This is a genomic window from Legionella pelazae (assembly GCF_052527395.1).
Window position 1 is genome coordinate 1 of sequence record NZ_JBNVZS010000013.1, and the last position, 13,240, is coordinate 13,240.

Here is a 13,240-nt window from a genome sequence, read left to right on the forward strand (position 1 = left end):
TCTATTTACTGTCTTTTTCAAGAAACGATTATAGTCTCGCAAAACGACTGTTTATGATAACAATTTAATATTTTATTTAACTCAGGCGTATAAATACTGAACCAGCGTTAAATATTAAGATTATTAGAGTAAAATTCTTAGGAGATAATTTAGCATAAACACTCTCAAAAATAACATTTTTCAAGACTGTAAATTTTAATTCAATCTAATTTCTACAAAGCCTTATAAAGAGCAAACTACCGACTACATGTCTGATAATTTATATATATGTTTATTTTTTAACTTATTATACGGATTATTTACATATCTTATATAAGCTTGCTAAGATACATGCCCTGTGGCAATAAATATTTTCTACTTGCACAATTGAAGAAATTTAAAACACTTAGCTAAATTCCTAGCTAATAGTATAAAAGTCATTAATATTTAACTTCAAAATCCTACTTTTAAGAGGTAGAAAATTTTTTGCAACAGATCCATATTTTGACAATTTATCATACTACTAGATAGTCATTAATGTACTAAAAATAGTTAGGGGTTAAGTATATGGTTAAGCATCTTATGGAAAAAAATTATGACAAAGACGTAGCAATCCTTTATCAAAAATATAATGATTTTCAAACAGAAAAAGGCTTCGACTTAATTAATCAACTTCAGATAAAAGCAGGAAAGCAAATCTTAGATATTGGTTGTGGCACAGGTGAATTAACCTATGTCCTTGCTAGAAAAGTATCTTCAGCCGGGAAAATATTTGCTATTGAACCAGATGTAGATAGATTAAAACTTGCAATCAACCATCAGATCTCCACAATATCCAGTGGTATCCCTCAAGCATTGAATTATTTGATGAGTTGCCAGAAAAATCTATAGATATTGTGTATTCTAATTACGTTTTACACTGGGTATCAGATAAAAAGAAGGCTTTTACCCAAATAAATAAATTATTAAGGCCTCAAGGTCAATTTATAATGAATTGTATTGCTGCGTATTCAAAAATTATTAGTGAAATTGAAACAGTCTCAGGATTAACGTATGAGCAATTTCAGAAGAAATATCCGTTAACACAAAAAGAAGAATGGTTAGCACTTTTAGCTGAATATAATTTCACCGTAATAGAAAACTGCTCAATTGAAGATTTTGAGTTTGCTTGTTTAGATGAGTTTTTACTATTTTGGGAAGCCACCACGCAAGGCAAATATAAACGCGAAAGCCTTTCTAGTAATAGGTACTATGCTCTGATTAAAAAATACCCATCTAAAATAAGATTGTTTGGAAATGAAACTCTCAGTGTTTTATGTCGTTCTAAAACGATATGCGACCTTTAGCAATTTATTTTTCATTCAGAAAACAAACGTTATTTAAGCTAAAATAGTTAACCCTTTATCGGCTATTAAATTTAGTAATTTTAAGGAAGTGCCTCTTGGGTGTTTCTCTCCTTGTTCCCATTGCCGAACAGTTGAAGGCGATGTATTTAAATATTTAGCGAAAACAACCTGACTGACAGGCTCTCTTAAACGCAAGGTTTTAATTTCTTGCGCTGTAAAAGATTTAATTGGAGGCAAACATAATGCATCAAATTCATGCATTGTAGTAGCATCTACAATACCAGCATCATAAAGACCTCTAGCAGACCCATGTACAACATCTAAAATTGATTTTTTCATTTTTCACCTACTCTAATTAGATTGCCAGAATCTAATGCATTCATAATTTCTATATCCGATAAAGAAAAATAAAGTTTGGCTAATTTTTTTAAGGCCTTAAGTTCCTTTTTTATAAACATTACCACCCAGATTAGCATCAAATAAACCATTATTCATTTCTGAGACTGCATCTATAAGCACCTGATCGGAAATCTTGTACTCTTGAGCCATTCAGAAAAGGCATTAATTTTATATATTTCCAATTTTTCTCTTTTAGATAATTAAACCACTTAGTGTTATAATTACAAATATTTATTAATACTAAACAGCTATGTTATAAAAATAAAAAATATAAAAATTTTCTCTAGGATGGAGCTCCTCTGTAGATTCCAAAAGAGGTAAAATGTAATTCTCAAAAAACGAAGGTAAACTACGCGAGCTTTATTTAAACAATAAAAACCAGTGAGATATTTTCTGTAGTCGTGATGCTAGCGAAAAGGTTATCGATCATATAGTAGGTATATCTAGACATGCCAAGTAATCTTTTATAAGAAATGTTAACTAACGAATCCAATTTATAATTTAATTAGATTCATTAGATTAATGAGCTAACTATTTTATTTTAACAGTTTTACTGCCAAATTTTTTCCGCAGTAAGTTTAGTCTTGGCAAGATTATAAATACCATCTTTAAAATGGCTTATATGTTGTTTCTTTTTTAAAGAACCTTCACCAAATACAATAAATTCGCGAATAGTTTTCTGCTTGTTATCAGCAAACTTAATTAAAACTTTGTCTGCCGAAAGATGAATGAAATGGTTAATAGTAATCTTAACATCCTCTTTTAATAGCGTTCCTTGCTTATCAGGTAGATTTATAATCGAATTTGCTGAATACTTAATAGCTAATGAAGAAGAATTAGCTGTTTTTTCGAAATGAGAATAAGCGAAAGCTTCACTAAAGACGATAGTGAATAATGTAATTCCTAAAAAATAGTTTTTTAAATTATTAAATCTTAACATAATAAACTCTTATAATTATTTGATTAATCTTGTTCCAAAATTCCTGGACTTTCCGTCTGGATATTAAAGATTAATGCGCGTAAGCACAATATATTTTTGTGCAATAAATAATTTCAATGCGGCAAAATGGAACACTTGCTTAATACTTCCGCTATAAATTTATTTAACTATTTTAAGCATTTATTAAAAGGAGAGATTAAATGTCTAAGTCTAAGCGCGCCGATTTTAGATTGATGAGCTGGCCACAGAAAGTTCAGGCAGTAAAGAATATACCTCGTGATTTAGTTGTACTTGATTTAAATTTAGATGATTTTGGTGTTACTTCTGGCGCCGATTTAGCTGAAATTTTTGCCGCAATTCCAAGGACAGTTAAAACACTTCATTTAAGTTTAAATCAAACTATTAAACATTCTGGCGATGAGTTAGCGCAAGCATTGATGGCTATTCCGCATACCGTAACCGCACTAGGTCTATTTTTTAAAGGAACTTGCGAAAGTTTGGGTGAGGATTTATCCCAGGCATTGATGACTCTTCCCGCTACCATTTGTTATCTTAACTTAAGCCATAATAATCTTGGCAATGAGCCTGTTTTAGATATATTGCAAGTAGTTAAAGCGCTACCGGCCCAATTGGTTTCACTTAATTTAAGCGCAAATAATTTGCAGGCAAAAACTACGGCTGAGTTATCTGCAATAATTCAAGCTATCCCTAATAAAATAAAGGTAATTGATTTAACCGCTAATGAACTCTTTACCTATAAATCGTTACGACAACGAGATGAATTACTACAGGCCTTAGCGCCTTATGAAAAAAATGGTCGCCTTAATCTAGCTCATAATGGTGAAGCAGCTTTTTTAAGGGCTTTATTGCCTGTATGCTCTATGCTTATTCAGCGTAAACTGCCCCTAGAGATTGCTTGTAATATCTTAGCAAAATTACTACCAGAAAAAGATAAACTTACAGTTATAGAAAAGGTTGATGAACAAATAGGTAAAATTTTTCCTAATCAGACTATTAAGCAATTTGTAGAATTTCATAAGCTAAATTTAGAAAAATTAATGCTTATTAATACGGCTAAGCGGGGGATTAAGAATTATCTAGCTTGGGCTGCGGATAAAACCAATGTTGCCATGTCGCGAGGCTATGAAAATTTTTTTACGCGGTTAGGGCATGGGCAAGCAGGTTGCGATGCAGCAAAAAAATTACTTATAGATCTAGATAATTGTTTAACACCAAATGAGGCAATTACGCTGATTAATAATTTTTTAGATCAGCCAAGTACGCGATTTTATACTAATTCATTAGCCTGTTTTCTCCTTGATGAGTTAATTAAACTACCCGACTCACCCTGGAAAAATATAAAACATTACCCACAGTATCAACCTATTGAGAATGTGAAGGCTACAAGCGAGCTAGCTAAATTTTAATGGCTAAACGATTTAACTTATTTTAAAGAGAATTTAGGATTAATTAAATAGAGTAGCTATTAAGCCAGCCAGGCTGGCTATGCCTACGTTCATTACTTTAATTTGATGGATACTTTAAAGTATCATTGGCAAAAATAATGATTTTTTCAAATCGATTATCATTCTTAGCAAATTGAAAGATAACCATAAAGGTTGCTGACACAGGCTCGCCAGTCATTTTAATACCTGCTGAACCAATTTCTAAAGCATAAAGATCTTTATTGGCTGTTTTAAAAAACATGAGCTCTTTCATCTCTAATTGTATAAATTTTTCTACAAAAGCAGGGAAAAAATCAACTGCCTTAACTTCACCTTGATGACGTGATACAACGGTACCTCCTTGTATAAATAATGCGATAGCTCCGTCAGCATCTAATTGGTTGAGTTTGCTTAAATATTTTTGAATAATTTGATGTCGTTGCTTTGTATCATTCATTAGCGCGCTTTGTGCATGTAGAGTAGAAGTGATAGCAAGAATAAGAATTATAAATAGTTTACGCATACAGTGGCTTCCTTGTTAATACTTTAAATTACAGTTAGATTTTAAATGATAGATTTAAGCATTAAGACATACGTAAAGCAAAGAAAAAATTTTATTAATATTTAATTAAAGGAAGCTAAGGGAAATTCACTATGAACGAAGAAAAGAAATACTGCTTAGCCATTACAGGGCTCTTAATTCTTTCCCTAATGATGTCACTTTCTTTATTGTTAGTGCCACCTATTCCTCAGCCCTTAAGCTATCATGATTTTGCTGATAAACGTGTATTTTTATCTATTCCTAATTTTTTCAATGTGGTGTCAAATCTATTGTTTATAGTAGGGAGCATGGGTTTAGTGTCTCTTTTTCATAAAACGATTAAATTGCTTAGTCCTGAAGTCAAATGGCCTTATGTAGGTTTATTTCTTGGTACCATTCTTACTGGTATTGGTTCTGCTTATTATCATTGGGCACCCAATAACTATTCTCTATTATGGGATAGGTTGCCTATGGGCATTATTTTTATGTCATTTTTTAGTGCCTTTATTCTAGAAAGGGTAAATAGATGGGTTGGTTTTTACTTATTATTGCCTGCTGTTTTAATTGCAATGCTTTGTACGATTCATTGGGAAATAATTGAACAATTAGGGCAGGGCGATTTACGTTTATATGGTTGGTCACAGGCATACCCAATTACAATGATCGCATTAATATTTCTTTTATTTGTATCTTCTTATACAAGTGAGCGATATTTAATAAGTGTCTTTGTTTTATTTGGATTAGCTAAGCTTACAGAAATTTTAGATAAACAAATTTATACGTGGTCTGGACACTTAATAAGTGGCCACACTTTAAAACATGTGTTAGCCGCTGGTGCAATCTTTTTAGTTATTCAATATGTAAGATATCGCAAAATTAAGGTTAAAGATTATCCTAAGCCCTCTATAAGGAGAATAAGAGGTCTAAAAATTAGTTGAATATAAAATAGGTCTATTTTTTTTAATTTACAATAGTCTAAATTATTAACTAAACTAACTTTATAACTTCTCTATATAGTAGAGAGCGTCATTTGCTAAGCTTGCTATGGCATTGGCAATTCCTTAAGCCAGTCATGTGTACTTATATACATTCGTATGCCTTAATCACCTGCGTCTTGTCTAAAACTTAGTGGGCAACCGCTATAGTTAAATTACCCCATTAAAACTGTAATCTCTCCAGGTGCATTTACTTCCACTGTAAACCCATTGGCAGAAATTTTAGCCGGCATAATGACACCGCTTTCTAAATCTACATATAAGGTACCAACAATAATAGGCGAACTGCTGTCAATGTCCATCTTAATAACGGCAGGACAAACCCCTTCTTCTTTATGCTTGCTACAACCTATCTTAACAATAGTCCATGGCACTTTAGTGGTCGCGTAAGGGCCAGCTGGCTCAGGCGCTGGAACGCCATCCACATAGGCATTGGTTGTGGTATCAGTCAGATTATGCGTGATCATCGCTTTAGGCGCTGCTAGTAATTCTGCGGTGAATAAACTAGTGATTAATATAGCAGTGCCTAGAATTGAGCGGTTCATTATTAATATCCCTTTATATTTATTTGGATTAGCAATTATTAAGAAATATCTTTATATGTCAAGTTTGTTTATTAATTTTATAGTTGTTTCTCAGCCAAATAAAAGGACTCTCAACCTTTACAACGATTAGGCTTTATCTTGTTATGGTTTGAGCATAGTTAGTATTCTAACTCAAATTGGTATAAATAATAGACATGGTTGGCAAAAATGAGTTCCTAAATTTGTCACAATTTGATTGACATAATATTTTAATATGTTATCTTAAAAGTTAATCACAAATTAAATGACAATATTGTCATAATAATTAAGTCAAAAATTTAAATCTATGTAAGTAAGGAGTTTTCCATGGCTAATTTTGAAAAACAAGCTAAAGATACGATGCAAAAAGGTTTAAATGAATTAGAGAAGTCAGGTTGTGATTGGCTAGATTACGTCCAAAAACATCCTTTGCAAATCATGTTTTTTGGACTAATAGGTTATTTTGCTGTAAAGGGCATAATTAAAGATTAGATTGCAAGCTTATCTAATTAAATAAACAAGCAGAGCTGTAATGCTCTGCTACATTTTAGGTTTAAATGGCCTATTAGAGGATGATTCTAAATTAGAAAAAGGAGTACGACATGACAACTAGTGTTGGTATGCAGGCTAAGTTCCATAATGCTCTTTATGCTCTTTGTGAGCTCGATTTTGACGCAGTTGCCGCCTATAAAGTAGCCATTAATCGGCTTGAAAGTGAAGTATATAAGCAGCGTTTAAGCGGATTTATGGATGATCATAAACGGCATATAAAAAATATAACTAATATCCTTAAAGCTCATCAAAAGGAAATTCCTATAGGTCCTGATATGAAACAGTATCTAACTAAAGGTAAGATAGTCTTAGCTAATATATTTGGCGATAAAGCTATCCTTAAAGCAATGGTTACCAATGAAATAGATACTAATACAGCCTATGAGCGAGTTAGTGAGCATACTAATAAATGGCCTGAAGCAACTGCAGTTATTATGCAAGGTTTAGATGATGAGCGACGTCATAAACAATGGCTTGAGGCGGCAATTGAAGAACTTGAGGCCACAATTGAGGAAAATCAATAGAGATTAAGATTAGGTCAAAACGACCTAATCTTCCTAGCATAGTTATTTACTTAACATACTTAGGGCATGTCTTAGTTTTTTACTTCTCTAATTAACCTTCTTAATGAAGATATGATATAAAAATAAAAAAATGATTAAATTTAATACTATTTTAAGCTTACTATATTAATATAAAACTATTAGATAGATAAACTTAAGTAACTAGTATGCCAACCACTGCAACCCCAACTCCTACTACAGCTTACATTTATTATGGGGTACTGAACTCACATACCTTATTAATATGCTGTTATCATAGTGGTCGCATGAACTCTCTAGCATTCTACTCTTTATATTCACAACAATTAAATCTTCAATATACACGGCAACTCAATAAAGATAAGAGCCCTATTAAAATTTTTCCAAAGTATAAGTGTACCTCAGTAACTATTAAAGATAGCAGAGACTATGACTTGGTTGAGCAAGCCGTTTTAACTGCGCTTAAAAATATAAAAGAACAGCTAAATGAGTCTAACCAAGAATTTAGGGAAGTCTCTTTTTACGCTGATGTGAACTTATGTTTTTTAGATAAACTCGAGATTGCTCGGTTCTTTATGGATAATACACTGGCTACTATATTTCAAGTACCGGTAAGTTGCGTTTTAGAAACAACTTTAACTGCGGTGGCAAAGAAGGCGGCAGAGCATCATCAAAAGCATTATAAATCTAAGGTTACAATCAGGACTAAGGAAAAAGGCTCAGACGGTAAGTATACCTATCCAGATGATAGTAATGAATTAAGTGAAAATACAGTAACAAAAATTAGTGATGAAACACTCACAAAAGCTAAGGAAATTACAGAAATTATTGAGACTACTAGCAAATTGGAAGACGAGATTAAGGATGAGTTAAATCAGGTTAAGAAAAAGAGGCGGTTACTAGAGCCTCAAACAGGTGTAGATGCTGTAGATATTCCTAACACAAGTAGTAGTACGTAGAAATATTTTTTTAGTGATTAATGAAATGAAAAAAATGATATTTTTTAATAAAGTTAACAAACCAACTTATAAAGTTGAGCTATCATTGAATCACTTCAAAAAGGATATAGATAATCGTTCTGAGAAATTAGCTTCAGTCTACAGCTATTTAGATAAATTAAAAGAAAAACAGCAATTCTTACTTCAAGAAAAACAGAAAACAAATGATGAACAATTAAATAGGAAACTACAACTTGTAAATAATGATATTAATTATTTAACTAACAAATTATTAGAAATCAAGCCAGAGGAAAAACTTAAGGAAATGCGACTTAAATATAAATCTTTAAAGACTCAGTTTGAAGCGATAAAAGAAGGAATATAGTAAATTTGGTTAGGATTTTTTCCTTGTGTAAGGTATCTAAGCTCACTGTATCATTAGCAAAATCTATCTCATAAAAAATTTAATTTAATTAAAAAAATTTTTATATTTAATAATTTGTTAATGTATAAGTATTAAAATTGGACTGTAGATGATAAAACGAGAAAATCATGAGAAGTCCAATATATGTTCACTATGGATTAAATGCAACAGGCATATTAATAATCAGTTGTTACCATGATAAGGGCCCGGCTTATATGAATTATAAGGGGACTACTATTCGCTATAAAGACACTAAAAACCTTGAAAATAAATTTCCAGATTTTAAAGAACCTGAGCAAATTCCGATTGCTCCTAATGACGATTTAGAGGTTGTTGAACGAAATTTAAAAGTAGCAATTACTGGGAAATTAGCAGAGATAGTAAATAAATTTGGTGTTAAAGCTGTTTCTGAGGTAATTTTTTTGGCTGATATAAATTTATGTGTAAATAATTATAACATTGCAAAATTTTTACTTGATGATACGTTAACAAAATTGCTTTTTCAAGGTGGAATTTCACTAGTGAGAACTTTAGAGTCAGGTACGTCTGAGATTGTTCAAAGAGGTATTGAAATTTATAAGAATCTCTCTGCGAATATTGAATTTAAGTCTGCTTTGTCCTTCCAAGTAAAAGGAAGAAAAGTGCCAATAGAATATATTGAAGCTGACGAAACTGTAAAAGGAAAAATTTTGGCAAAAAGAAAGGAAGTAGAACGTTTAATTCAAGACAAGGGAGTTAGCGCGGTAATTTTAATACCTGAGCCAGAGCTAGCAGATCCAGATCCAGGTGATGATATGGCGAGCGAAATTGAACAAGGGGATAAAATTAAGGAAAGCGGTGTTCCTGCGGTTAATGTAGAGCCTAATGTTTCTGTTAGCTCTGAGACTCAACGTCAGGTTAATATACTTAAGGTAATCATTAGTACACCTAAAGACGTTATTGCTAATGTTACAAGTCAATTAGAAGAGATGGAAGTAACAGAAACTAAAGAGAAGAATAAGACCTTAACTCAATAACATAAGTTAGTAAGGGTGAGTATTCAATAACTTAGATTTTAAGCCTTAAGCTTAGTTTATTTATAGAAGCAGGAGCAGCAAAAGAGTTTTAAATTTTAATAGAAATTGCTTAGCAAGCGCCTGACTTTTCTGGCAAGCTTACTTAATTAGACTAAAGCTTGCTTGATATTAAAAATTTAGGATAAATTAGATGGACTTTAAAAGTTATTTTCTAGTAGGTGGCGCAGGTTTTATTGGTTCTCATTTTGTTGATGCGTTATTAAGTATGGATACAACCGCGAAAGTAACAATTTACGATAATTTTTCTTCTGGCAAAGCGTGGCATTATCAGCAACACAATAAGGACGCTCGCTTTATAGTTATTAAAGGGGATGTTAAAGAAACAGATAAACTCAATAGGGCGATAGAAGGACATGATGTTGTGATGCATTTTGCTGCTAATCCTGATATTGCACGGGCCATTTCACAGCCAAGTATTGATTTTACTGAGGGAATTTATCTTACTTATCAAGTTTTAGAAGCCGCTCGCTTGGCGCAAGTTAAACGAATTATTTATACCTCGGGTAGTGGCGTTTACGGAGAGGTTGATATAGAAAGTCCAGAAGACCAAGCTGGTATGTATCCCATTTCGACCTATGGCGCTAGTAAACTTGCAAGCGAAGCTTTTATTTGTAGTTATTGCCATATGTTTGATCTAACTGCCTGTGTTTTTCGTTTTGCTAATGTTGTCGGACCTCGTCAAACGCATGGCGTAGGGTATGATTTTATAAGAAAACTAAGCGCCGATCCAACTAAGCTTGAAATTTTAGGCGATGGTTCTCAAAGCAAATCTTATATTCATATTCAAGATGTCGTTTCAGCCGTTTTACTGGCTCATAATAAGATGACGCAAAAATATGAAGTATATAATGTAGCTACTGGGGATTATATTAGTGTTCGTGACATTGCTAGCATTATCATAGAATGCATGGGTATAAAAAAATCAGTTCATTTCAAATTTACAGGTGGTAATAGAGGTTGGAAAGGTGATGTTCCAGTAGTACGTTTAAATATCGAGAAGATTCATTCGTTAGGTTGGCATTGTAAGCAAAATTCTGCCCAAGCCATCCAATCCTCGGCCTTGGCGATGATTAAGTACCTTCAAGAGACTTCGTTATAACACTCTCCAATAAGCTAAACCAAAACTGAGTCCCACATAGATACTAAAGATTGCTGTAGTAATAAAAATAATTTTTACAAGTTTAAAGTATGGTGAATGATAAGCATAATCTTCATATAACCAAAGGGTGATAATAGCAAGAAGAGCCCAGTAAGGGATAAAATCCACTTGATATCGTTGAACAGCAAAGGGAAGTAGAAGCAAAAATAAGGCATTAATGAGAGGAACAAAAAAGGTAAAGAGCAAAAACCACAATAAAGGAATCTTCTGATTTTTCTCTTTAAAATAGATCAAAAGTAATTTAGGTAAGGCTAAAACTAAAAGAATAAAGGGTGTTGTAATTAATACGCCGGCAATGGCTTCTAGATAATAATCGTTATCAATATGATACCGGCAGTCATGCCAAATTAACCTGATATAGGGAAAGGTATCAACTATTGTAAAAGGTTGTAGAAAATAAAAATAAAAACTATAAATCAGATTACGGGGAATTTTGCTTAGATCGTTTAATTCTTGATGTAAGGCCATTATGTTATTACAGGAAAGTTGCCAAATATGGCCAAGGTTCCAAATAGAACCAAATCGCAAATAATTATATAGCGCTAACATGAATCCAACTCCAGCGGCTGGAACAAATAAGGCAGTCACGAGAGTAAAAGGTGACTTGGTTGTGTATTTTAATAAATAAATGAAAAGAGCAGGCAGGAGAAAGAAACAAAGTAAAACAAAATGCGGCCTAGCGGCCACACAGAGTGATAAACACAGGCTAAATAAGACGATATCTTTTGTTTTGTATTGTTGGGTTATTTTATAAAGAAAAAAGAAAGCAAAACTCATAAAACAAAATGCAGACGCAATTGCTATCTCATAAACAACAGGCCTAGACATTAAAAAGGGCGCCCCGTTGGTAAATCCAAGCAACACACCCATGAATCCTAATTGCAGTTCCGAAATGTGGGAAAAATATTGTTCTTTTATCTTTATGATTAGAAAAAAGTTAATTATAAATCCTAAGGATAAAAAGAAAAACGCAGCAAGGCCATCTGAAGGGTAAAAACCTGTTAATAATTTAAACGGTAAATGAAATACTATAACGGGAAGTGGTCCGAAATAAAGATAATATTTATCTTTATATAAAGATGCATCATGCAACCTAAACTTATAATTTTGTACCGGATCATAAGGGTCCGGCAAATTAAGTAATTCTTGCGAGGGTTGTACCAATAAATTTAGATGTCCTGCGAGAAAACTTTGGGTTAAATATTGATATAAACTATGGGGTACAGAATCAACTGAGAGATGAAAAGTCGGATAAAAAGCATAGACTAGAAGAATATAGGTGACTAATGCCCCACGATAAAAGAATTTATCCCTCATCTAAACTAGCATCCTTTATTCATGAAAGGACTACCTTTGTTCCGTCAAAATCAAAGCTAAATCGCACTTCCTCTAAACCTGCTTGTCGCATGACATGGCGCAATTTATTACGATCAGCAGCATAAAACATTAAAAAACCACCGCCACCAGCCCCAACAAGTTTTCCACCAACAGCACCATTTTTTATACCAAGTTCATACCACTTATCAATCTGATTATCACTCATACTGTTTGAGCGTTGTTTCTTATACTCCCAATGCTCATGCATAAGCTCACCAAAACGTATACCATCACCTTGTTCTAGAGCTTCTTTAATACGGTAGCCTAATTGCTTGATAAAATGTAAATTCATTAACATCTTATCATCTCTGTGCTGAGTCTTATCATTTTGATCTTTCAGGATGTTACTTGCATTTCTTGAATAGCCGGTAAAAAATAATAAAAGATTATCCTCCAAATCAAAAAACATATCTTGCGAGATATTTAATGAAGTTGCTGTTACTCTGTCATCCTTATGAAAGGTAAAGCAAGTTAGGCCACCAAAAGCCGCTATATATTGGTCTTGTTTTCCTATTGGTTCACCTAGTCTTCCTATTTCGATGCAGCAGGCTAATTCAGCTAATTCTTGGGGATAGATTAATTTGTGGTTATATGCATATAAAGCTGCTAAGAGTGCTGTTGTAAAACTACCAGAGGAACCTAAACCCGTACCGGCAGGGATATCAGCAAGGGACGCAAGTTCAATTTGGTTAGAATGTAGATTAGGTAGACGTAAAACTTCCCGAAAGATTTTATGCTTTATCTCATCAACAGAATGAACATATTCCAATTCAGAATACTTAAGATAAATGCCTTTACCAAAAGGTTTCATGGCAGTGACATAAACATATTTGTTGATTGCTGCCGCAATTAAAAATCCTTCATGCTCTCGATAATAGGATGGTAAATCTGTTCCGCCACCCCCAAGCGTAATTCGCAATGGGCTACGTGCAATAATCATAAGCTCTCTCCAAATGAGGTACAG

At 32.9% G+C, this 13,240-nt stretch carries 17 protein-coding genes; 10 read left to right on the top strand and 7 right to left on the bottom strand.

The features are described from left to right. Positions 1-546: 546 nt before the first annotated feature. Both ACQUW5_RS12215 and ACQUW5_RS12220 read left to right on the top strand, forming a co-directional pair. Entirely contained in the window at positions 547-870 is a 324-nt protein-coding gene (locus tag ACQUW5_RS12215; RefSeq protein ID WP_444991535.1) for a methyltransferase domain-containing protein, read from the top strand. Continuing rightward, on the top strand, positions 852-1,325 hold the full coding sequence (locus ACQUW5_RS12220) for a methyltransferase domain-containing protein (protein ID WP_444991536.1): 474 nt from the start codon (positions 852-854) through the stop codon (positions 1,323-1,325). Before ACQUW5_RS12215 ends, ACQUW5_RS12220 begins: the two co-directional genes overlap by 19 nt. A 33-nt stretch (positions 1,326-1,358) precedes the next feature. Here ACQUW5_RS12220 and ACQUW5_RS12225 read toward each other — a convergent pair whose 3' ends face one another. From ACQUW5_RS12225 to ACQUW5_RS12235, 3 genes are all read right to left on the bottom strand, one after another. Beyond that, positions 1,359-1,664, bottom strand: coding sequence for a helix-turn-helix domain-containing protein (locus ACQUW5_RS12225; RefSeq protein WP_444991537.1), 306 nt, complete (start codon positions 1,662-1,664; stop codon positions 1,359-1,361). Between the two features lie 96 nt (positions 1,665-1,760). After that, positions 1,761-1,874 carry a type II toxin-antitoxin system RelE/ParE family toxin gene (locus ACQUW5_RS12230; protein WP_444991538.1) on the bottom strand — a complete coding sequence of 38 codons (114 nt, stop codon included), beginning with the start codon at positions 1,872-1,874 and terminating at the stop codon, positions 1,761-1,763. Positions 1,875-2,274: 400 nt separating this feature from the next. Beyond that, positions 2,275-2,664 (bottom strand): hypothetical protein, encoded by a 390-nt coding sequence (locus ACQUW5_RS12235; RefSeq protein ID WP_444991539.1) that lies wholly within the window; start codon positions 2,662-2,664, stop codon positions 2,275-2,277. Between the two features lie 200 nt (positions 2,665-2,864). Between ACQUW5_RS12235 and ACQUW5_RS12240 the strand changes: the two genes are divergently transcribed. Next, a complete protein-coding gene (locus tag ACQUW5_RS12240; protein WP_444991540.1) occupies positions 2,865-4,091 on the top strand; it encodes a leucine-rich repeat domain-containing protein in 1,227 nt (408 codons plus the stop codon). A 97-nt stretch (positions 4,092-4,188) separates the two neighbouring features. On the opposite strand, the gene ACQUW5_RS12245 is transcribed toward ACQUW5_RS12240, so the two are convergent. Continuing rightward, complete coding sequence (locus ACQUW5_RS12245) at positions 4,189-4,632, bottom strand: nuclear transport factor 2-like protein (protein WP_444991541.1); 444 nt, start codon at positions 4,630-4,632, stop codon at positions 4,189-4,191. 131 nt (positions 4,633-4,763) lie between these two features. Between ACQUW5_RS12245 and ACQUW5_RS12250 the strand changes: the two genes are divergently transcribed. Continuing rightward, a complete protein-coding gene (locus tag ACQUW5_RS12250) occupies positions 4,764-5,588 on the top strand; it encodes a hypothetical protein (protein ID WP_444991543.1) in 825 nt (274 codons plus the stop codon). 212 nt (positions 5,589-5,800) lie between these two features. Here ACQUW5_RS12250 and ACQUW5_RS12255 read toward each other — a convergent pair whose 3' ends face one another. After that, positions 5,801-6,190, bottom strand: a complete 390-nt coding sequence (locus ACQUW5_RS12255) for a hypothetical protein (RefSeq protein ID WP_444991544.1) — start codon at positions 6,188-6,190, stop codon at positions 5,801-5,803. Positions 6,191-6,535: 345 nt separating this feature from the next. On the opposite strand from ACQUW5_RS12255, the gene ACQUW5_RS12260 reads away from it, so the two are divergent. The 6 genes from ACQUW5_RS12260 (at position 6,536) to ACQUW5_RS12285 (ending at position 10,839) form a co-directional block, all read left to right on the top strand. After that, entirely contained in the window at positions 6,536-6,700 is a 165-nt protein-coding gene (locus ACQUW5_RS12260; protein WP_444991545.1) for a hypothetical protein, read from the top strand. 110 nt (positions 6,701-6,810) lie between these two features. Further along, positions 6,811-7,284, top strand: a complete 474-nt coding sequence (locus ACQUW5_RS12265; protein WP_444991546.1) for a DUF2383 domain-containing protein — start codon at positions 6,811-6,813, stop codon at positions 7,282-7,284. A gap of 206 nt (positions 7,285-7,490) precedes the next feature. Next, positions 7,491-8,261 carry a hypothetical protein gene (locus tag ACQUW5_RS12270; protein ID WP_444991547.1) on the top strand — a complete coding sequence of 257 codons (771 nt, stop codon included), beginning with the start codon at positions 7,491-7,493 and terminating at the stop codon, positions 8,259-8,261. A 25-nt stretch (positions 8,262-8,286) separates the two neighbouring features. Then, complete coding sequence (locus tag ACQUW5_RS12275; RefSeq protein WP_444991548.1) at positions 8,287-8,625, top strand: hypothetical protein; 339 nt, start codon at positions 8,287-8,289, stop codon at positions 8,623-8,625. A 167-nt stretch (positions 8,626-8,792) separates the two neighbouring features. Continuing rightward, the gene (locus tag ACQUW5_RS12280; protein ID WP_444991549.1) at positions 8,793-9,680 is read left to right on the top strand and encodes a hypothetical protein; all 888 of its coding nucleotides are present in this window, start codon (positions 8,793-8,795) and stop codon (positions 9,678-9,680) included. 190 nt (positions 9,681-9,870) lie between these two features. After that, entirely contained in the window at positions 9,871-10,839 is a 969-nt protein-coding gene (locus ACQUW5_RS12285; protein WP_444991550.1) for an NAD-dependent epimerase/dehydratase family protein, read from the top strand. Here ACQUW5_RS12285 and ACQUW5_RS12290 read toward each other — a convergent pair. After that, the gene (locus tag ACQUW5_RS12290; protein WP_444991551.1) at positions 10,834-12,216 is read right to left on the bottom strand and encodes a hypothetical protein; all 1,383 of its coding nucleotides are present in this window, start codon (positions 12,214-12,216) and stop codon (positions 10,834-10,836) included. The two genes, ACQUW5_RS12285 and ACQUW5_RS12290, sit on opposite strands and share 6 nt — an antisense overlap. Positions 12,217-12,235: 19 nt before the next feature. Then, positions 12,236-13,216, bottom strand: coding sequence for a GHMP family kinase ATP-binding protein (locus ACQUW5_RS12295; RefSeq protein ID WP_444991552.1), 981 nt, complete (start codon positions 13,214-13,216; stop codon positions 12,236-12,238). Between the last annotated feature and the right edge of the window lie 24 nt (positions 13,217-13,240).

Coding starts and splice junctions, on each gene's coding strand:
- ACQUW5_RS12250 (WP_444991543.1), top strand. CDS start 4,764: ATGAACGAAGAAAAGAAATACTGCTTAGCCATTACAGGGCTCTTAATT.
- ACQUW5_RS12235 (WP_444991539.1), bottom strand. CDS start 2,664: ATGTTAAGATTTAATAATTTAAAAAACTATTTTTTAGGAATTACATTA.
- ACQUW5_RS12290 (WP_444991551.1), bottom strand. CDS start 12,216: ATGAGGGATAAATTCTTTTATCGTGGGGCATTAGTCACCTATATTCTT.
- ACQUW5_RS12245 (WP_444991541.1), bottom strand. CDS start 4,632: ATGCGTAAACTATTTATAATTCTTATTCTTGCTATCACTTCTACTCTA.
- ACQUW5_RS12215 (WP_444991535.1), top strand. CDS start 547: ATGGTTAAGCATCTTATGGAAAAAAATTATGACAAAGACGTAGCAATC.
- ACQUW5_RS12240 (WP_444991540.1), top strand. CDS start 2,865: ATGTCTAAGTCTAAGCGCGCCGATTTTAGATTGATGAGCTGGCCACAG.
- ACQUW5_RS12285 (WP_444991550.1), top strand. CDS start 9,871: ATGGACTTTAAAAGTTATTTTCTAGTAGGTGGCGCAGGTTTTATTGGT.
- ACQUW5_RS12280 (WP_444991549.1), top strand. CDS start 8,793: ATGAGAAGTCCAATATATGTTCACTATGGATTAAATGCAACAGGCATA.
- ACQUW5_RS12225 (WP_444991537.1), bottom strand. CDS start 1,664: ATGAAAAAATCAATTTTAGATGTTGTACATGGGTCTGCTAGAGGTCTT.
- ACQUW5_RS12260 (WP_444991545.1), top strand. CDS start 6,536: ATGGCTAATTTTGAAAAACAAGCTAAAGATACGATGCAAAAAGGTTTA.
- ACQUW5_RS12255 (WP_444991544.1), bottom strand. CDS start 6,190: ATGAACCGCTCAATTCTAGGCACTGCTATATTAATCACTAGTTTATTC.
- ACQUW5_RS12265 (WP_444991546.1), top strand. CDS start 6,811: ATGACAACTAGTGTTGGTATGCAGGCTAAGTTCCATAATGCTCTTTAT.
- ACQUW5_RS12230 (WP_444991538.1), bottom strand. CDS start 1,874: ATGGCTCAAGAGTACAAGATTTCCGATCAGGTGCTTATAGATGCAGTC.
- ACQUW5_RS12275 (WP_444991548.1), top strand. CDS start 8,287: ATGAAAAAAATGATATTTTTTAATAAAGTTAACAAACCAACTTATAAA.
- ACQUW5_RS12270 (WP_444991547.1), top strand. CDS start 7,491: ATGCCAACCACTGCAACCCCAACTCCTACTACAGCTTACATTTATTAT.
- ACQUW5_RS12295 (WP_444991552.1), bottom strand. CDS start 13,216: ATGATTATTGCACGTAGCCCATTGCGAATTACGCTTGGGGGTGGCGGA.